Here is an 18,649-nt window from a genome sequence, read left to right as displayed (position 1 = left end):
GGTTGCGCCGTTCCTGAAAACCTTTTCGGCCGTTCCGAACGCCCGGCGAGCGACGGCGCGTCTGCCCGACGGCCGCTCCACCCGGACGCTCGCGCAGCATGGCCGCCACGGAGCCTCCTCACCACTGGGTGCTGGGTGAGGGGAAGTTAAAACGTTTCCAGAGTGCGGGTCAACAGTTCTGACACAACTGCCTTGTCGGCACGGACCTTTGACGACGGGGTCGCCCGACGCGAGACTGAGGGGATCCGATGCCCCGGCCCCAGGACGGTGACCATGGACGACAACACAGCGCCCCCTCGCGTCGAGCTCACCCCGCAGGCCGCCGAGCTGGTGCGCCGGCTGCACGCCGAGCACGGCCCGCTGATGTTCCACCAGTCCGGCGGCTGCTGCGACGGCAGCGCGCCCATGTGCTACCCGGACGGCGAGTTCCGCACCGGCGGCTCGGACGTGCTGCTGGCCGAGCTGGCGGTGGACGGTGTCGAGGCACCGGTCACCTTCTGGATGTCCCGCAGCCAGTACGAGGTGTGGAGCCACACCCGGCTGATCGTGGACGTGGTACCCGGACGGGGTAGCGGATTCTCGCTGGAGGCACCCGAGGGGGTGCGTTTTCTCACCCGTTCTCGCGTAGTCGACGTCTAGCTGCCCCGCCGGTCACCCTGCTCTGGTGCACTTCCCCGAGTCCTGAGGAACTCGACGAGACATCAGGGGTTGTGGTGACGCATCGTCAGAGACGATTGCCTGCGACGAGCCGAACTCTGTTCACGATTCTCACGACGACCGGCGTGCTGGCCGGTGCGGCCCTCGCGGGGGCGGCACCGGCCGGCGCCGTGTCGGGTGCCGGACAGCTCTCGTCCGGCGTCACCTACCGGCAGTTCGACGTCCCGGCGGCCAAGGGCACGGTCCACGCCCATCTGCTGACCGTCGACCTGACCGATCCGCACGTCCGCGTGGACCTGCTCACCCCGGGTGCGGTGGCCGCCCGCTCGCGGGTGTCCGCGATGGCCGACGCGGCGGGCGCGGTCGCGGGCGTGAACGGCGACTTCTTCAACATCACCGAGACCCAGCACCCGGGCGTCGACGCGACCGGCGCGAGCGTCGGCCCGGCGATCGCCCACGGCCGGGTCCTCAAGTCGGCGGTGCCGACGGCCCAGCGGTTCGGCCCGTCGCTGCCGCCCGGCACCGACACCACCGATGTCTTCGGCGTCGGTGCGGACCGCCGGGCCCGGCTCGACCGGCTCGCGCTCCTCGGCACGGTCCGCACCCCCGACGGGAACCTCGCCCTGCGGGGCCTCAACCAGTACGCGCTGGCGCAGGACTCCGTCGGCGCCTACACCTCCGCCTGGGGCTCGGCCTCCCGCAAGCGCGCCACCTGCGGCTCGGACACCAGCCGGGCGGCCGGCTGCAGCACGGACACCTACGAGGTGGAGCTCCGTGACGGCAAGGTCGTCGCCACGTCCACCGCCCCGGGCAGCGGCGCGATCGCGTCGGACACGACCGTCCTGCTGGGCCGCGAGGCGGGCGCGGACAGGCTGCGCGAACTCACCAAGGGCGAACGGGTAACGCTGCGCACGTGGCTGGTGCCCTCGGCCTCCAGGGTCCCGTACCGCTTCGCGGTGGGCGGCTACCCGGTGCTGCGCGACGGCGAGCCGCTGGCCGGACTGAACGACACCACCTCGGCGGTCCGCACGGCCGTGGGCTACGCGGGCGGCGGACGCACGCTCCTGCTGCTCGCGCTGGACGGCGCGGCCGCCTACCGCAGCGGTATGACCATCGCCGAAGTGGCCGACGAGATGCGGGAGCTGGGCGCGGCCGACGCCTTCAGCCTGGACGGCGGCGGCTCCACGACGATGGTGGCCCGCACCGCGGGGGCGAAGACGGTGAGCGTGCTCAACCACCCGACCGACAGCCCGGAACGGGCCGTGGCGAACGGGATCGGGGTCTTCTGGAAACCCTGACCGGCAGCCGCTGGGCGGCGGCCCCGGGCGTCCGGCTCAGGGCCGCAGACTGCTCACCAGGTCCGCGGTCGCGGTGAGTCCGCTGCTGATGGTGGGCGCCATGCTGGTGCTGGCCAGGAAGAACCCGAACAGCATGCAGATCAGGGCGTGCGAGATCTTCAGCGAGCCCTGGCGCATGAAGATCACGGCCAGCAGCAGAAGCAGCAGCACCACAGAGATGGAAACGGCCATCGCGAACCTCCTCCGCCACGCCCGTTCCAGGGCGTTCGCCCGCAAGTGTGGCGTAGCGGAGGGTTGGTCCGTGCGGTTGACACGTCCCCCGTTCGAGTGGTGTTACGACGCCTGACGGGCGTCCAGGAAGGTCTCCAGGCCTGCCAGGTCGTCGGTGTTGAAGTAGTCGACGCCGGCGGCGAACAGCTCGCCCCACAGCGCGTCGCGCGCCGGTCCGGCCGTGTCCGGGGTGGCCCAGAACCGCACCTTCTGCCCGTGGGCGTGCGCCTCGTCGATGATGTCGTGCAGCTTCTGCCGCTCGGTCGCCGGGAACTCGCCCTCGCCGAGCCAGGTGAAGTTGAGGGTCCAGTTGTCGCTGATCAGCGGGACGAAGGAGGCGGGCGCGGAGGTCCCGAGGTCGGTGAGCCGGCCGTCGTAGAAGGCCCGGCGCACGGTCTGCGCCTCCATCGGCGTACGGGCGGCACGGTCACCGGAGATGACGTTGGTGATCGCACCCGGGACGACCCGGCCGTGGGCGTAGGTGGTGAACAGGTGCGGGTAGCGCCGCAGATGCCGGTCGAGTTCCAGGTAGGTCGAGGAGCCCTCGGTCTTGATGTCGATCAGCAGCTGCAGCGGTCGGCGCCAACCCCGGTACACGGAGCCGTGGTTGGCCTTCACGATCGCGGCCAGCGGGTCGAGGTAGAGGGATTCGAGGGTGCGGCTCGGGTCGAGGTCGTCCACGGTGTGGCCGATGAGGAGCTGGTCGCCGACGAGGAAGATGTCGGCCTCGACGCTGCCGAAGCGGTGGCCGAGGGCGTCGAAGAGGGGATGGGTGTGCTCGTAGTCGTTGTGGGCGTGCGCACGCCACAGCGGCTGCCGACCGCGGTGACCGCCGCCCGCCCAGGCCTGCGCGCCGGGCAGCACGACGGCGCCCGCGAGGGCGCCGCCGAGGGTGCTGAGGGCTCTGCGACGGGTGGTGAGGGCCATGCTCTGCCTCCCTTGTAGGGCCATGAGGGACCGAAGGGAGTATGCGTTCGAGCGGGGCCCAATTGGTGTATCTGCGAAGGGAGTTGGCTGGACTGCCACCCCCGGTTCATTTCATGCGCCCCAGCATCGGCGCGCCCCAAAGGGGCGCGGGGAACTGCGCGACCAGCCCCCACACACCCGCAGTCGACAACCGGAAAATCAGGGCGCTTGAAGATCCACCAGTTCGGCAAGAGCCGACCGGTGCGCCCCCGCCGTGCCGAAAGCGATCGAGTCGGCCTTCGCCCGCTTCAGATACAGGTGAATGGGATGTTCCCAGGTCATCCCAATGCCCGCATGCAACTGCAGCGCCTCCTCCGCCGCATGCACGGCAACCGGCGCCGCGTACGCCTGCGCAACGGCCACCAGGACATCGGCATCCCCGCCGGAGGCCAGCGCATCGGCGGCACCCCGCGCGGCGGCCCGAAGGTTCACGACCTCCAGCCACAGCTGCGCCAGCCGGTGCTTGAGCGCCTGGAACCCGCCCACCGGCCGGTTGAACTGCTTGCGCTCCTTGAGGTACCGCACGGTCTCGGTCAACGTCCATTCGGCGACACCGAACTGCTCCGACGCCAGCAGCCCGGCCCCGGCGCGCAGGGCACGTCGTACCGCGGGTTCCGCGTCGCCGATCCGGCGGGCGCGCGCACCGTCGAACGCGACGATCGCGAGGGGCCGGGTGAGATCGAAGGAAACCTGCGGAGTGATCGTGGCCTCGGACGCCTCCACCGCGTACAGCCCGCCGTCGTCCCCCGGCACCAACAGCACGTCCGCGGCGACCGCGTCCGCGATCCCGGTCAACTCGCCGTGCAGTCGGCCGTCCTCGACGCGCACGGCCCGGAACGCGGCCCCCGGGGCGACATGCAGCCCCACGGCCAGCGCCCCGATGGTGCGCCCGGAGGCCAGCTTCCCGAGGAGCTCCTCGTCGCCGCAGGCCAGCAGTGCCTCGGTCGCCACCACGGCACTGGTCAGATACGGCACGGGCGCCACGGCCCGCCCCAACTCCTCAAGGACGACGGCGACTTCACGATGCGAGGCGCCCTGGCCGCCCAGTTCCTCCGGCACCAGCAGCCCGGCGAGGCCCATGCCGTCGGTGAGGGCCTTCCAGGCCGCGAGGTCGTGCGGGGCGTCCGACTCGGTGCGGGCGATGACACCGGGCGCGTCGCAGTGGTCGGCGAGCAGGTCCCGCACCGCGGCCCGCAGCGCCTCTTCCTCCTCCGAGTACAGCAGGTCGGGCTGTGTGCTCATCGGGCCAGGTCCTTCCATGCGACGTCCTTGTCGGTGCGCGGCTCCGAGGGCAGGCCCAGGACGCGTTCGGCGACGATGTTCAGCAGGACCTCGCTGGTCCCGCCCTCGATGCTGTTGCCCTTGGCGCGGAGGTAGCGGTAGCCCGCGTCCCGGCCGACGAAGTCGACGAGTTCGGGCCGGCGCATGGTCCAGTCGTCGTACAACAGGCCCTCTTCGCCCCGGAGTTCGACCTCCAGGCCGCTGATCTCCTGGTTGAGGCGGGCGAAGGCGAGCTTCATGCCGGCACCCTCGGGTCCCGGCTGTCCGGCGACGAGCTGCTGGCGCAGCCGCTCGGCGGTGAGCCGGGCGACCTCGGACTCGACCCACAGCTTCAGCAGCCGCTGGTGCAGGTCGTGGGTGCGCAGTTCGGGGCGTTCGCGCCAGGTCTTCACGACCGGGCCGATCATGCCGCCCTCGCGGGGCAGCCGCATCCCGCCGATGGCGACGCGCTCGTTGTTCAGGGTGGTCTGCGCGACCCGCCAGCCGTCGCCGATCCCGCCCAGCCGGCGGGAGTCGGGGATGCGGACGTCGGTGAGGAAGACCTCGTTGAACTCGGCCTCGCCGGTGACCTGCCGCAGCGGCCGGACGTCGACACCGGGGTCGGTCATGTCGCAGATGAAGTAGGTGATGCCCGCGTGCTTGGGCACGTTCGGGTCGGTGCGGGCGATGAGGATGGCCCAGCGGGCGTTGTGCGCGCCGGACGTCCACACCTTCTGCCCGTTGACGACCCAGTCGTCGCCCTCACGGACGGCCCGGGTGCCGAGCGCGGCGAGGTCGGAGCCGGCCCCCGGCTCGCTGAACAGCTGGCACCAGACCTCCTCGCCGATCCACAGCGGCCGGAGATAGCGCTGCTTCTGCTCCTCCGTGCCGTACTTGAGGATGGTCGGCGCGGCCATGCCGAGGCCGATGCCGTTGCGCCGCGAGTCGTTGTCGGGGGCGCCGACGGCCTCCAGCTCGGCGTCCACGACGGCCTGGAGGGAGCGCGGGGCGCCGAGGCCGCCGAGGCCCTCCGGGTAGTGCACCCAGGCCAGCCCCGCGTCGAAGCGGGCCTTCAGGAAGTCGAGCCTGCCGGTGCTGTCCACCGGGTGCGCGGCCAGCAACTCGGCTGTGCGGCGCTTGAGTTCGGCGGCGTCGGTCATGCTGCGGCTCCGTTCGGTACGACGGTGACCCGGCCGGTGGTGACACCGTCACCGACCCGCTGCACGGCCGCCGCGGCCCCGGACAGCGGCACCCGCTCGCTCACCAGCGGCTTGATGGCACCGCTCGCGGCGAGTTCGGTGAGCTGTTCGTGGCAGTGCAGGATCAGCTTGGGGTTCTTGGTGGCGTACAGACCCCAGTGCAGGCCCATGATCGAGTAGTTCTTCACCAGGGCGTGGTTGAGCGCCGGGCTCGGGATGGTGCCGCCGGCGAAGCCGACGACCACGATCCGGCCCTCGAAGGCGACGACCTTCGTCGACTGGGTGTAGGCCTCGCCGCCGACCGGGTCGAAGACCACGTCGGCGCCCCGTCCGCCGGTGGCCTCCTTCACAGCGGCGATGACGTCCTCGGACCGCCGGTCGATCACCGCGTCACAGCCCAGCTCACGGGCCACGACGGCCTTGTCGGCGCCGCCCACGACCCCGATGACCCTGGCCCCGGCCGCCTTGCCCAGCTGCACGGCCGCGCTGCCGACCCCGCCGGCGGCGGCGTGCACGAGCAGCGTCTCGCCGGCCTGGAGGGCCGCCCGGCGGTGCAGGGCGAACCAGCCCGTCTGGTAGCCGATGTGCAGTGCGGCGGCCTCGGAGTCGTCCAGCGCCTCCGGTGCGGGCAGCAGCGCGGCGGCGTCCGCGACCGCGTACTCGGCGAAACCGCCGTACGGCAGCGCGGGGTTGGCGATGACCCGGCGGCCGTCCTCGGTCTCACCGCAGATCTCGACGCCCGGCGTGAACGGCAGCGGCGGACGCACCTGGTAGTGGCCCCGGCACATCAGCACATCCGGGAAGTTGATGTTGGCGGCACGCACCTTGAGCAGGACCTGGCCGTCGCCGGGCGTGGGCCGCTCCACCTCCTGGAGCCGCATCACCTCGCTCGGCTCACCGTTCTCGTGCACTTGCCATGCCTGCATGCGGTGCCTCCAGGGACTGCTTCGTCGGGGTCCACCGCATACTAAGCGGTCGCTTGCCCCCTGGGGAACCGTGTCCGAGGTAACAGCGTCACGCCTTGCCCCTGGGCCGCGCCCGGACGTGCATCCGCTCCCCCTGCGGCCCGAAGAGACTGAGGAACTCCACCGGCCCCTCCCCCGTCGACCCGAACCAGTGCGGCACCCGGGTGTCGAACTCCGCCGCCTCCCCCGGCGCCAGGACGACATCATGCTCGCCCAGCACCAGCCGCAGCTTCCCCGCCAGCACGTACAACCACTCGTAGCCCTCGTGGGTACGGGGCTCGGGGTCGAGTTTCCGCTTCGGTTCGACCACCTTGAAGGCCTGGAGGCCGCCGGGCTGCCTTGTGAGGGGCCAGAAGGTGCGGCCGTAGCGCTCCATCGGCTTGGCCCGCACCCGGGGATCGCCGACCGGCGGGGCGCCGACCAGTTCGTCCAGGGGCACCTGGTGGGCCTGCGCGATCGGCAGCAGCAGTTCCAGGCTGGGCTTGCGCAGCCCGGACTCCAGCCGGGAGAGGGTGCTGACCGAGATACCGGTGGTCTCGGAGAGGGCGGCGAGGGTGACCTCCCGCTCCTTGCGGATCCGGCGCAGCCGTGGCCCCACACCCGCGAGAACGTCGTCCGTAGTCATGGGAGGCATTGCAGTTTCGGCAACGGCATTTGTCAATCCGGCAGCGTCCTCGCCGCGCGGGGCCGGGCCGTGGGGGTTACGGTCGCCGGAGCGCGCCCGGCTGCCGGCCGGGTCGTCCGGGACCGTGTCGAAGAGCCGGATCCAGGGAGCCGATGTGAACGCTCGAAGGCGGCAGGCGACGTCCTCGGTGCCCAAGTCCGAGACCGGGTCCCGGTCCGGGTCCGGGCCCGCGCGCAGACGGTTCCTCGGTCTGTGCGCGGGCATCGGGCTCGGCACGGTGGCCGCCTGCGACCAGCGGGCCCCGGCCCGCCGGAGCGCCGCACCCGACCCCCACCTGCCCGAGGCGGAGCGTGACCGGCCGGGGACCGACGACTGGCGCGCCGGGTCCCTCGGCACGCCCGACGCGATCGCCGGCTACGCCGACCGGGTGAGCGTGACACCGGGCGAGGAGTTCGGTCTGTCGGTCTCGACGACGGCCGCCGCCTTCCGTGTCTCGGCGCTGCGCGTCGGCTGGTACGGCGGGAAGCAGGCCCGCCGCGTCTGGTTCTCACCGCGCATCCCGGGCCGCGCCCAGCGATCCCCGGAGATCGTCTCCGGCACCCGGACCGTGCGCGCCGACTGGAACCGCACGGTCTCCGTGGACACGACCGGCTGGCCGGAGGGCGCCTATCTGCTGCGCCTGGAGGCCGAGAGCGGCCACCAGCGCTATGTGCCGCTGATCGTGCGCTCCACGCACGGCGCGGGCCGTACCGTCCTGATGCACGCCCCGGCGACCTGGCAGGCGTACAACCGATGGGGCGGGCTCAGCCTCTACGCCGGGTCCGACGGCAGCTACGCCGGCCGCTCGCTGGCCGTCACCTTCGACCGGCCCTACGACAAGAACGGCGCGGAGAAGTTCCTGGTGTACGAGCGGGCGGCGGTCGTGCTGGCCGAACGGCTGGGCATACCGCTCGCCTACACCACGGGCACCGACGTGCACACCGACCCCGGTGTCCTGGCCGGGGCCGCCGCCGTCGTCTGTCTGGGCCACGACGAGTACTGGACGCCCGAGCAGCGCCGGCATGTCACGGACGCCCGGGACGCGGGCACCAACATCGCCTTCCTCGGCGCCAACACCTGCTTCCGGCGTATCCGCGTGGAGGCGTCGGACGGCGGCCCCGGCCGTACGGTCGTCTGCTACAAGTCCTCGTACACCGCCGACCCCTGCTTCCCGTCCCGGCCCGCCCTCGTCACCACCGACTTCCGCGCGGCCCCGGGCCCCGACCCGGAGTCCTCGCTCACCGGAGTGCTCTACGAGGGGTACCCAGTGGACGCCCCCCATGTCGTCACGGCGGCTGACCACTGGCTGTACGAGGGCACCGGCGTCCGCGCCGGCGGGGGCTTCGACCATCTCGTGGGCGTCGAGTACGACCGTGTCGTCCCCGGCACCGCCGCTCCCGGCCCGCTGGAGATCACGGCCCACTCCCCCCTCGTGTGCAACGGGCGGCGCAGCCACAGCGATTCGGCGTACTACACCGTGCCCGGCGGCGCCGGGGTCTTCGCGACCGGCACCATGCGCTGGGTGGAGGCCCTCCGGGCGGGCACCGCGGACGGGGGCCGCCCGCACGGCATGGACACCGCCACCGGCGCCTTCGTGAACCGCACCACCGAGAACCTGCTGCGCGCCTTCGCCGAGGGCCCGGCCGCCCGCCACCGTCCGGCGCCGCGCCCCAACACCCGCCAGGTGTACGGAACCGCCTCGGCGTGACCCGGGCGGCGACGCCGTCCGGGTGTCGCGGGGCGGTATCCGTTGCACGATGGCTGCATGCTGCTGACCCGGCTCGCCGAAGTGTCCCGGGAGATCGCCGCCACCGCGGCCAGGTCCCGCAAGACCGCGCTGCTCGCCGGCCTCTTCCGGGAGACGGACCCGGACGACGTGCCGGTCGTCATCCCCTACCTGGCCGGCCGTCTCCCGCAGGGCCGTCTCGGCGTCGGCTGGAAGGTGCTGAGCCGGCCGGTCCCGCCGGCCGCAGAGCCGTCCCTCACGGTGCGCGGGGTCGACGCCCGGCTGACCGACCTTGGCAAGGTGTCCGGACCCGGTTCGCAGGCCGAACGCGCCAGGATCGTGGGCGAGTTGATGGGCGCCGCCACCGCGGAGGAGCAGCGATTCCTGCTGGGCCTGATCACCGGCGAGGTACGGCAGGGCGCCCTGGACGCGGTGGCCGCGGAGGGGCTCGCGCAGGCGACGGACGCGGACCCGGCGGACGTACGGCGGGCCGTGATGCTCGCCGGTTCCCTCCAGACGGTGGCCGCCGCGCTGCTGGCGGACGGACCGCCGGCCCTGGACCGGTTCCGGCTCACCGTCGGCCGCCCGGTGCTGCCGATGCTGGCGCACACCGCCTCCTCGGTGGCCGAGGCGGTCGGGAAACTGGGCGCCTGCGCGGTCGAGGAGAAGCTGGACGGCATCCGGGTCCAGGTCCACCGGGACGGCGACACCGTACGCGTCTTCACCCGGACTCTGGACGACATCACCGACCGTCTGCCCGAAGTGGTCGCCGCCGCACGCGAGTTGACCGGCTCTCGCTTCATCCTGGACGGCGAGGTGATCTCCTTCGACGCGGACGGCCGGCCCCGCTCCTTCCAGGAGACGGCGGGCCGGGTCGGCTCCCGGGTGGACGTGGCGAGGGCCGCGGCGGAGGTCCCGGTCTCCCCCGTCTTCTTCGACGCGCTCTCGGTCGGCGACCACGACCTCCTCGACCTCCCCTTCGCCGAACGGCACACGGAACTGGCCCGGCTGGTCCCCGAGCCGATGCGGGTGCGCCGGGCGCTGGTGTCCGGGCCGGAGGACACCACGACCGCCGAGGAGTTCCTCGCCGCCACGCTGGAACGCGGCCACGAGGGCGTGGTCGCCAAGGCCCTCGACGCCCCCTACAGCGCGGGCCGCCGGGGCGCCTCCTGGCTGAAGGTCAAACCGGTCCACACCCTCGACCTGGTCGTGCTCGCCGCCGAATGGGGCCACGGCCGCCGCACCGGCAGGCTCTCCAACCTCCACCTGGGCGCCCGCAACCCGGACGGCACCTTCGCCATGCTCGGCAAGACCTTCAAGGGCATGACCGACGCGATGCTGGAGTGGCAGACCGCCCGGCTGAAGGAACTGGCGGTCTCCGACAACGGCTGGGTGGTGGCCGTACGCCCCGAACTCGTCGTCGAGATCGCCTACGACGGCCTGCAGAAGTCCTCGCGCTACCCGGCCGGTGTCACCCTGCGCTTCGCCCGGGTCGTCCGCTACCGCGAGGACAAGCGGCCGGAGGAGGCCGATACCGTGGAGACCCTGCTGGCCGCCCATCCGGAGGTACGGCGTTGACGGAGCCGAAGCGAAGCGCCGGACTGCTGTTGTTCCGGCACACCGACCACGGCGTCGAGGTGTTGCTCGGCCATATGGGCGGTCCGTTCTTCGCCAAGAAGGACGCGGGCGCGTGGACCGTCCCGAAGGGCGAGTACGAGCCCGACGAGACCGCCTGGGACGCGGCCCGGCGCGAGTTCCGGGAGGAGCTGGGGCTGCCGCCGCCGGACGGTGCGGCGATCGGCCTCGGCGAGGTCCGGCAGACCAACGGCAAGATCGTGACGGCCTGGGCGATCGAGGCCGACCTCGACCCGGCCGCCGTCGACCCCGGCACCTTCGTGATGGAGTGGCCGCCGAGGTCGGGCCGGATCCAGGAGTTCCCCGAGCTGGACCGGGTGGCCTGGCTGACCCCCGACCGGGCCCGCGAGGTGATCGTCAAGGCGCAGGCCGCCTTCCTCGACCGCCTGGCGGAGCACTCGGGCTGAAGAGGCCCCCACGCGTTGCGGTCCCGGGAGCCGCGCGGGAAGGTCGTAGCAAGCCCGCTCCCAGGGAGGTCAGCCATGCCCATCGCGACGGTGAACCCGGCGAACGGCGAGACGCTCGAAACGTTCGAGGCCATGGACGAGGACGAGCTGGAACGCCGGCTCGAACTCGCCGAGGCGACGTTCCGCACGTACCGCACGAGCACGTTCGCCGAGCGTGCCCGGCTGCTGCACCGGGCCGCCGACCTGCTGGACGCGGACCAGGAGGACATCGCGCGCACGATGACCACCGAGATGGGCAAGCCGCTCAAGCAGGCCCGCGCGGAGGCCGCGAAGTGCGCGAAGGCGATGCGCTGGTACGCCGACCACGCCGAGGAGTTGCTGGCCGACGAGGAGCCGGCCGAGTTCGACGTGAAGGACTCGGGCGCCGCGCGGGTACGGGTGCGGTACCGCCCGCTCGGGCCGGTGCTCGCCGTGATGCCGTGGAACTTCCCCCTGTGGCAGGTGGTCCGGTTCGCCGCGCCCGCGCTGATGGCCGGCAACGTCGGCCTGCTCAAGCACGCCTCCAACGTCCCGGGGACCGCGCTGTATCTGGAGGACCTGTTCCACCGTGCGGGCTTCACCGAGGGCTGCTTCCAGACGCTGCTGATCGGAGCCGGCGCGGTCGACGACATCCTGCGCGACGAGCGGGTGCGGGCGGCGACGCTCACCGGGAGCGAGCCGGCGGGCCGGGCGGTCGCCGCCACCGCCGGGGAGATGATCAAGAAGACGGTGCTGGAACTGGGCGGCAGCGATCCCTACGTGGTGATGCCCTCCGCCGACATCGACCGCGCCGCGAGGATCGCGGTGACCGCGCGCGTGCAGAACAACGGGCAGTCGTGCATCGCCGCGAAGCGGTTCATCGTGCACACGGACGTCTACGACGCGTTCGCCGAGCGGTTCGTGGCGGCGATGGCGGCCCTGACGGTCGGCGACCCGATGGACGAGGGGACGGATGTCGGGCCCCTGTCGAGCGAGCAGGGGCGGAAGGACCTGGAGGAACTGGTCGAGGACGCGAAGCGGTCGGGTGCGCAGGTGCTGTGCGGCGGGCAGCGGCCGGACGGGCCCGGCTGGTACTACCCGCCGACCGTCCTCGCCGGGATCCACCGCGCCATGCGTATCCACCGCGAGGAGGCGTTCGGGCCGGTCGCCACGCTGTACCGGGCCGGGGACCTCGACGAGGCGGTGCTCATCGCCAATGACTCGCCCTTCGGGCTGAGTTCGAACGTGTGGACGCGCGACGAGGCCGAGGTGGACCGGTTCGTACGGGACCTCGACGCCGGCAGCGTGTTCGTCAACGGCATGACCGCCTCCCACCCGGCGTTTCCCTTCGGGGGTGTGAAGCGGTCCGGATACGGGCGTGAGCTGTCCGGGCACGGAATCCGGGAGTTCTGCAACATCACCACCGTTTGGCAGGGTGCGTGACAGTTGCGCGGCTACGATCCGGGTGTGAACCGCGAAGTGACTCTGCCTCTGATCGTCGACGACCGCGGTACCTTGCAGGTGGCCGCGGCCGACGTGAGTAAGTTGTTGCGGACCATGGGCGGGCGGTGGCTGCGGCTTGTGGAGGCCGGGGAGAGCGGGCTGGACGAGGACACGGTTGCCGCGCTGACCATCGAGCTGGCGAAGCTCGCTGATCGGATCGACGTGGCCTGTATCGCCCATAGCAGTGGGGAGTGACGGTCGTTCGGCGGGTGCGGGTGAGTGGGGGCTGGTCGCAGAGTTCCCCGCGCCCCTGGGTGAGTTAGCTGAGCGACGTCCAGAACATCTGCTCATATGCCTGGAGTAGGCGGCCGTAGGTGTACGCCAGCGCTGTGTTCAGTCGGCCGGTGTCCAGTCCCGCCTCTACCGCCGCCTCCGCCTGCTGATCCAAAGCCTCGGCGGGTTCCGCGAAGAAGTCGAAGAAGCCACAGGCCTCGTCCGTGAAGCCGTAATGCGTGCGGAGGCCCTCGGCGATGCGGGCGCAATACGTCCCCCACGTCGCGAAGTTGGCCGTGATGGCCAGGACCGCGTCCGTCGGGGATGCGTTGAGGGCCAGCCAGGAGATGTACGCCGGGTACGCCTGGCAGCCCGGCAGGGGCTCGTACGCTCGCATGCGCCGCTCGTCCACTCCGCACGCCACCATGAACGCGCCCAGCCGCTCCGCCGCCAGTTCCTCGCCCTCGGCGAGCGTGGTGAAGAACCCGGCGGCCGCCGGCTCCTCGGCGGCGCGCTGCGCCAGATGCAGGAACGCGCGGTGGTCGGCGGGAATCACGTGGTGTTGTTCCAGGGCCAGTACGGCGAGTGTCTCCAGCCTCGCCCGGCCACCGGCGACCCGGGGCACAAATGGATTCGCGTTCGGGTCCGGGGCCAGCTCTGACCTGGTCGTTTTCAGCAAATCCGCGGCCGTGCGGGACATCGCTTCCTCCTCGTCGAGACGCATCGGTGCTGCTCCGACCCTGACACGGGGTCACCGATTCGGAGTAGTCCGGCGAGAGATCATCGCCCTCACGGGTGATCGTGAGGGAACCACCTCCTGAGGTGAACCACCTCTCTGACCGGTCGGGCCAAAACCCGCCGGAAGGCTGAAAGCAGGCACGGTTCATGGCGACTTTGTGCAAGCCCTCAGTGTCGGTCCCGGAGTACGTGATCACGATGGAGGAGACGCTGGAACTGGCGCGCTCCCACCACGAGAACAACCCGCAGCTGCCGTTGGCGCTGAGACTGATCGAGAACACGGGCGTTCGTACCCGGCACATCGTGCAGCCGATCGAGGAAACCCTCAAGCACCCCGGCTTCGAGGAGCGCAACAAGCTCTACGAGGTCGAGGCCAAGGCCCGGGTCCCCGCAGTCATCCAGCGGGCACTCGACGACGCCGAACTGCTCACCAGCGACATCGACGTGATCATCTACGTCTCGTGCACGGGCTTCATGATGCCCTCGCTCACGGCGTGGCTGATCAACGAGATGGACTTCGACTCCACCACCCGCCAGATCCCCATCGCGCAGCTCGGCTGCGCGGCCGGCGGAGCGGCGATCAACCGGGCGCACGACTTCTGCTCGGCGTACCCGAACGCCAACGCGCTCATCGTGGCCTGTGAGTTCTGCTCGCTCTGCTACCAGCCGACCGACCTCGGCGTCGGCTCGCTCCTCTCCAACGGCCTGTTCGGTGACGGCATCGCCGCCGCCGTGGTCCGCGGCAAGGGCGGCTCGGGCGTCGAGCTCGAACGCAACGGCTCGTACCTGATCCCCAAGACCGAAGAGTGGATCATGTACGACGTCCGGGCCACCGGGTTCCACTTCCTGCTGGACAAGCGGGTCCCGGCGACCATGGAACCGCTCGCGCCGGCCCTCCAGGACCTGGCGGGACTGCACGGCTGGGACGCGTCCGACCTGGACTTCTACATAGTCCACGCGGGCGGCCCCCGAATCCTGGACGACCTGAGCAAGTTCCTCCAGGTCGATCCGCACGCGTTCCGGTTCAGCCGGGCCACGCTCACCGAGTACGGCAACATCGCCAGCGCCGTCGTCCTGGACGCACTGCGGCGGATGTTCGACGAGGGCGGTGCCGAGCACCAGGCGCGGGGCCTGCTCGCCGGGTTCGGTCCCGGCATCACCGCGGAGATGTCGCTGGGTCGCTGGCGGCGTTCGGACGAAGAGGCGGCATGACCGAGATGACGCTCGCGGAACCACTCGACTCCGCCGACGACGCGGTCTGTCCGGTCCGGCACTGGGAAGTGCCGGACCTGGCGGGGGCGGCCTTCGACCCGACCCTGGCCGAGCTGATGCGTGAGGGCCCGGTCACCCGGATCAAGCTGCCCAACGGCGAGAACTGGGCCTGGCTGGTCACCCGGTACGACGACGTACGGATGGTGGCCAACGACCCCAGGTTCAGCCGTGAGGCGGTGATGAACCAGTCGGTCACCCGGGTCGCCCCGCACTTCATCCCGGACCGCCACGGGGTCGGCTTCCTGGACCCGCCCGACCACACCCGGCTGCGCCGGTCGGTGGCCCCCGCGCTCACCAGCAAGGGCGTGGAGCGGGTCCGGGAGAAGGCGCGCCGGATGCTGGACGAGATCGTCGACGAGCTCGTCCAGGACGGCCCGCCCGCCGATCTCACGGCGACGGTCCTGAGCCCGTTCCCGATCGCGGTGATCTGCGAGGTGATGGGCGTTCCGGCCGCCGACCGGCACACCCTGCACCTCTGGACGCAGCTGATCCTGTCCTCCAGCCACGGCAAGGAGGTCAGCGAGAAGGCCAAGCGCGAGATGAGCGCCTACTTCGCCGATCTCATCGGGCTGCGGGAGAGCAGCCCGGGCGAGGACGTGACCTCACTGCTCGGCGCCGCGGTGGGCCGCGGCGAGGTCACGCTGGAGGAGGCCGTCGGTCTCGCCGTCCTCCTCCAGATCGGCGGCGAGGCGGTGACCAACAACAGCGGGCAGCTGTTCTACCTGCTGCTGACCCGCCCCGACCTCCTTGACCGGCTGCGCACCGACCCGGAGATCCGCCCCAGGGCGATCGACGAACTCCTGCGCTACATCCCGCACCGCAGCGGGGTCGGGCTCTCCCGGATCGCTCTGGAGGACGTGGAGATCAACGGCGTACCGATCCGCGCGGGCGATCCGGTCTACGTCTCGTACCTGGCCGCCAACCGCGACCCGGCCGTCTTCCCGGACCCCGGGACGATCGACTTCGCCCGCAGTCCCAACCCCCATGTGTCCTTCGGCTTCGGCCCGCACTACTGCCCCGGCGGCCAGCTCGCCAGGCTGGAGGAGGAGCTTCTGCTCGACGCCCTCCTGGACCGCCTGCCGGGGTTGCGGCTCGCGGTGCCCCCGGACCATGTCCCCTTCAAGAAGGGGGCGTTGATCCGGGGTCCCGAGGCCCTTCCGGTGAAGTGGTGAGCAGCCCATGACGACGACGGACGGACTCCTTGTGCCACCGGGCCACGGGCGCGTGGTCCACACGCCTGCCCAGCGCGTCACGTTCAAGGTGACGGGCACGCACTCGCGGATCGCCTCCACCTTCGAGGTGGAGGTTCCCCCGGGATTCGACGTGGGCGCCCATGTGCACACCCGCAGCGAGGAGTTGTTCTACGTGCTCGAAGGCGAGCTGGACGTCCTCGCCTTCGAGCCCCGCATCCGCACTCCCGACAACTGGCAGAAGTGGGAGTCGAGTTCGGGCACGCGGGTGGTGCGAGCGACTCCGGGCACGGTCATCGTCGTGCCGCCGGGGTGCCCGCACGCCTTCGCCAACCCGACGGAGACACCGGCGAGGATGTTCTTCCAGGCGTCTCCGCCGCCCGATCACGAGCGTTACTTCGAGGAGTTGCTGGAGATCCTGGGCAACGGCGGTCCCCCGGACCACGAGGCGATCGAGGCACTCCGCAAGCGCTACGACATCGAGCAACTGACACCGCTGAAACTCCGGTGAGTCCAGGCGCCCCGCCAGGGGCGCGGGGAACTGTGCGACCAGCCACGACGCACCGTGAGCCCGCGACGCACCCGCACCCCTACGGCGCTACCGGATCGGCATCCCCGACAAGGTCCGGGCGATCACCAGCCGCTGGATCTCACTCGTCCCCTCGAAGATCGTGTAGATCGCGGCGTCGCGGTGCATCCGCTCCACGGGGTACTCACGGGTGTAGCCGTTCCCGCCCAGGATCTGGATCGCCTGGGCGGTCACCTTCTTCGCCGTCTCGCTCGCGTACAGCTTCGACATCGACCCCTCGGCCGCAGTGAACGGCTTCCCGTTGATCGCCATCCACGACGCCCGCCACACCAGCAGCCGAGCCGCGTCGATCTGCGTCCGCATGTCCGCGAGCTGGAAGGCGACGCCCTGGTTGTCGATGATCGGCCGCCCGAACTGCTCGCGGGTCTTGGCGTAGTCGAGGGCGACCTCGTAGGCGGCCCGAGCGGTGCCCACCGCCATGGCCCCCACCGCGGGGCGGCTCGCCTCGAACGTCGCCATCGCCGCGTTCTTGACGCGCTCGCCACCCGACCTGGCCCGCTCCCTGGCCCGGGCCAGGCGCTCGTCCAGCTTCTCCTTGCCGCCGAGCAGGCAGGAGCCCGGGACCCGGACGTTGTCCAGGATGACCTCGGCGGTGTGCGAGGCACGGATCCCGTGCTTCTTGAACTTCTGGCCCTGGGCGAGCCCGGGAGTCCCCGGCGGGATGATGAAGGACGCGTGGCCCTTGGAGCCGAGCTCCGGATCGACGACCGCGACGACGACGTGGACGTTGGCGATACCGCCGTTGGTCGCCCAGGTCTTCGTGCCGTTGATCACCCACTCGTCCTTGGCCTCGTCGTAGACGGCCTTGGTGCGCATGGAGGCCACGTCGGAGCCGGCGTCGGGCTCGGAGGAGCAGAACGCGGCGACCTTGACGTCGTTGGTGTCGCCGTACATCTGCGGGATCCAGGTGCCGATCTGCTCCTCGGTGCCGTTGGCGAGGACGCCGACGGCGGCGAGACCGGTGCCCACGATGGAGAGGGCGATGCCCGCGTCGCCCCAGAACAGTTCCTCCATGGCCATCGGTATGCCGAGGCCCGTTGCGTCGAAGTACTGCTGCGCGTAGAAGTCCAGGGAGTAGATACCGACCTTCGCGGCCTCCTGGATGACCGGCCAGGGAGTTTCCTCACGTTCGTCCCATTCGGCGGCCGCGGGGCGGATGACGTCGGCGGCGAAGCCGTGCAGCCAGTCCCGGACCTCCTTCTGTTCGTCGTTGAGCTCCATGGTGAACTCGGCCATGTCCCCTCCAGCGGCGGCGCATAATGTGTTACTAGCGGTAACCCGAGTCTGTTACCCGTCGGTAGGAAAAGTCAACTCCCGAGGTCACCTCGGCAGCCAGTTCGATGCCGGATCACTGCCAGGTGTTATTTTGCGCAGGCATGGCCGAAACAGCACGGGGTGGGGAGAACACATGGACGCCACACAGCGGACCGAACAGCAGCGGTCCGCCGACCGTCGGCGGCGCGAGCTGCTGGAGGCCGCCGACCGGGTGGTGCTGCGCGACGGCCCACAGGCTTCCATGAACGCGATCGCCGCGGAGGCCGGCATCACCAAACCGATCCTCTATCGCCACTTCGGCGACAAGGGCGGGCTGTACGCGGCGCTGGCCAAGCGGCACACGGACGCGTTGCTGAACTCGCTGCGGGCCGCGCTGGACGCTCCCGCGGAGCGCCGTGAGCGGGTCGAGGCGACCTTGGACACGTATCTCGCGGCGATCGAGGCGCGGCCTCAGGTGTACCGCTTCCTGATGCATCCGGCCGAGGGCAGCACGGGGACCGACCAGGGGTTCGACGTCGGCAAGCACTCGGCTCCGTTGCTGCGGCGGATGGGCGAGGAGCTGGCTCAGGTGATCGAGGACCGGCTGGATCTGGGGCCGAACAGTCAGCAGCTGGCGCGGGTGTGGGGGCACGGGATCGTCGGGATGATGCATGCGGCCGGGGACTGGTGGCTGGGGGAACGGCCCTGTTCTCGTGCCGAACTGGTCAAGAGTTTGGCTGATTTGCTGTGGGGGCGGCTCGCTGCGGCGGGGGACAAGGTGGGCGGGCCGGGGTTCTGAGGGGTTGAGTCGCGGCTCACCGCCGG

19 protein-coding genes are annotated in these 18,649 nt (G+C 71.1%); 11 read left to right on the top strand and 8 right to left on the bottom strand.

Annotated elements, in window-relative coordinates; translation table 11 throughout:
* Window positions 1-273 precede the first annotated feature (273 nt).
* Together AB0D85_RS24125 and AB0D85_RS24120 are read left to right on the top strand one after the other, a co-directional pair.
* Window positions 274-639, top strand: coding sequence for a DUF779 domain-containing protein (locus AB0D85_RS24125; protein ID WP_362323596.1), 366 nt, complete (start codon window positions 274-276; stop codon window positions 637-639).
* 143 nt (window positions 640-782) lie between these two features.
* Window positions 783-1,955: a phosphodiester glycosidase family protein gene (locus tag AB0D85_RS24120; protein ID WP_362323593.1), complete on the top strand. Its 1,173-nt coding sequence runs from the start codon at window positions 783-785 to the stop codon at window positions 1,953-1,955.
* Between the two features lie 36 nt (window positions 1,956-1,991).
* On the opposite strand, the gene AB0D85_RS24115 is transcribed toward AB0D85_RS24120, so the two are convergent.
* The 6 genes from AB0D85_RS24115 to AB0D85_RS24090 all read right to left on the bottom strand — a co-directional run bounded on the left by AB0D85_RS24115 (window position 1,992) and on the right by AB0D85_RS24090 (window position 7,240).
* On the bottom strand, window positions 1,992-2,186 hold the full coding sequence (locus AB0D85_RS24115; protein ID WP_362323590.1) for a hypothetical protein: 195 nt from the start codon (window positions 2,184-2,186) through the stop codon (window positions 1,992-1,994).
* A gap of 102 nt (window positions 2,187-2,288) precedes the next feature.
* On the bottom strand, window positions 2,289-3,152 hold the full coding sequence (locus tag AB0D85_RS24110; RefSeq protein WP_362323586.1) for a phosphatidylinositol-specific phospholipase C/glycerophosphodiester phosphodiesterase family protein: 864 nt from the start codon (window positions 3,150-3,152) through the stop codon (window positions 2,289-2,291).
* Window positions 3,153-3,350: 198 nt separating this feature from the next.
* Window positions 3,351-4,433 (bottom strand): acyl-CoA dehydrogenase family protein, encoded by a 1,083-nt coding sequence (locus AB0D85_RS24105; protein ID WP_362323583.1) that lies wholly within the window; start codon window positions 4,431-4,433, stop codon window positions 3,351-3,353.
* Window positions 4,430-5,611: an acyl-CoA dehydrogenase family protein gene (locus tag AB0D85_RS24100; RefSeq protein ID WP_362323580.1), complete on the bottom strand. Its 1,182-nt coding sequence runs from the start codon at window positions 5,609-5,611 to the stop codon at window positions 4,430-4,432. The genes AB0D85_RS24105 and AB0D85_RS24100 overlap by 4 nt, the downstream gene beginning before the upstream one ends.
* Window positions 5,608-6,576, bottom strand: coding sequence for an NADPH:quinone oxidoreductase family protein (locus AB0D85_RS24095; RefSeq protein WP_362323577.1), 969 nt, complete (start codon window positions 6,574-6,576; stop codon window positions 5,608-5,610). The genes AB0D85_RS24100 and AB0D85_RS24095 overlap by 4 nt, the downstream gene beginning before the upstream one ends.
* 88 nt (window positions 6,577-6,664) lie before the next feature.
* Window positions 6,665-7,240, bottom strand: a complete 576-nt coding sequence (locus tag AB0D85_RS24090) for an XRE family transcriptional regulator (RefSeq protein ID WP_362323575.1) — start codon at window positions 7,238-7,240, stop codon at window positions 6,665-6,667.
* A gap of 154 nt (window positions 7,241-7,394) precedes the next feature.
* On the opposite strand from AB0D85_RS24090, the gene AB0D85_RS24085 reads away from it, so the two are divergent.
* From AB0D85_RS24085 to AB0D85_RS24065, 5 genes are all read left to right on the top strand, one after another.
* The gene (locus AB0D85_RS24085) at window positions 7,395-8,987 is read left to right on the top strand and encodes a N,N-dimethylformamidase beta subunit family domain-containing protein (protein ID WP_362323573.1); all 1,593 of its coding nucleotides are present in this window, start codon (window positions 7,395-7,397) and stop codon (window positions 8,985-8,987) included.
* A gap of 57 nt (window positions 8,988-9,044) precedes the next feature.
* Window positions 9,045-10,583, top strand: coding sequence for an ATP-dependent DNA ligase (locus AB0D85_RS24080; protein WP_362323571.1), 1,539 nt, complete (start codon window positions 9,045-9,047; stop codon window positions 10,581-10,583).
* Entirely contained in the window at window positions 10,580-11,047 is a 468-nt protein-coding gene (locus AB0D85_RS24075; protein WP_362323567.1) for an NUDIX domain-containing protein, read from the top strand. Before AB0D85_RS24080 ends, AB0D85_RS24075 begins: the two co-directional genes overlap by 4 nt.
* A 75-nt stretch (window positions 11,048-11,122) precedes the next feature.
* Window positions 11,123-12,508, top strand: a complete 1,386-nt coding sequence (locus AB0D85_RS24070) for an NADP-dependent succinic semialdehyde dehydrogenase (protein WP_362323565.1) — start codon at window positions 11,123-11,125, stop codon at window positions 12,506-12,508.
* 24 nt (window positions 12,509-12,532) lie between these two features.
* Window positions 12,533-12,763 carry a DUF6213 family protein gene (locus AB0D85_RS24065; RefSeq protein WP_362323561.1) on the top strand — a complete coding sequence of 77 codons (231 nt, stop codon included), beginning with the start codon at window positions 12,533-12,535 and terminating at the stop codon, window positions 12,761-12,763.
* A 64-nt stretch (window positions 12,764-12,827) separates the two neighbouring features.
* On the opposite strand, the gene AB0D85_RS24060 is transcribed toward AB0D85_RS24065, so the two are convergent.
* Window positions 12,828-13,481, bottom strand: coding sequence for a transcriptional regulator (locus tag AB0D85_RS24060; protein WP_362323558.1), 654 nt, complete (start codon window positions 13,479-13,481; stop codon window positions 12,828-12,830).
* Between the two features lie 185 nt (window positions 13,482-13,666).
* On the opposite strand from AB0D85_RS24060, the gene AB0D85_RS24055 reads away from it, so the two are divergent.
* The 3 genes from AB0D85_RS24055 to AB0D85_RS24045 are packed head-to-tail and all read left to right on the top strand — an operon-like array spanning window position 13,667 to window position 16,492.
* Entirely contained in the window at window positions 13,667-14,731 is a 1,065-nt protein-coding gene (locus AB0D85_RS24055) for a type III polyketide synthase (RefSeq protein WP_362323556.1), read from the top strand.
* Window positions 14,728-15,963: a cytochrome P450 gene (locus AB0D85_RS24050; protein WP_362323554.1), complete on the top strand. Its 1,236-nt coding sequence runs from the start codon at window positions 14,728-14,730 to the stop codon at window positions 15,961-15,963. The genes AB0D85_RS24055 and AB0D85_RS24050 overlap by 4 nt, the downstream gene beginning before the upstream one ends.
* A 7-nt stretch (window positions 15,964-15,970) precedes the next feature.
* On the top strand, window positions 15,971-16,492 hold the full coding sequence (locus tag AB0D85_RS24045) for a cupin domain-containing protein (protein WP_362323552.1): 522 nt from the start codon (window positions 15,971-15,973) through the stop codon (window positions 16,490-16,492).
* Between the two features lie 87 nt (window positions 16,493-16,579).
* On the opposite strand, the gene AB0D85_RS24040 is transcribed toward AB0D85_RS24045, so the two are convergent.
* Entirely contained in the window at window positions 16,580-17,806 is a 1,227-nt protein-coding gene (locus tag AB0D85_RS24040; RefSeq protein ID WP_362323549.1) for an acyl-CoA dehydrogenase family protein, read from the bottom strand.
* Between the two features lie 172 nt (window positions 17,807-17,978).
* On the opposite strand from AB0D85_RS24040, the gene AB0D85_RS24035 reads away from it, so the two are divergent.
* Window positions 17,979-18,623: a TetR family transcriptional regulator gene (locus tag AB0D85_RS24035; protein ID WP_362323547.1), complete on the top strand. Its 645-nt coding sequence runs from the start codon at window positions 17,979-17,981 to the stop codon at window positions 18,621-18,623.
* The last annotated feature ends 26 nt before the right edge of the window (window positions 18,624-18,649 follow it).

Source organism: Streptomyces sp. NPDC048277 (genome assembly GCF_040652235.1).
In the GTDB taxonomy this organism is placed as follows: domain Bacteria; phylum Actinomycetota; class Actinomycetes; order Streptomycetales; family Streptomycetaceae; genus Streptomyces.
Note: the sequence above shows the minus strand (reverse complement) of the source record. Positions and strands in the feature narration are given on the sequence as shown.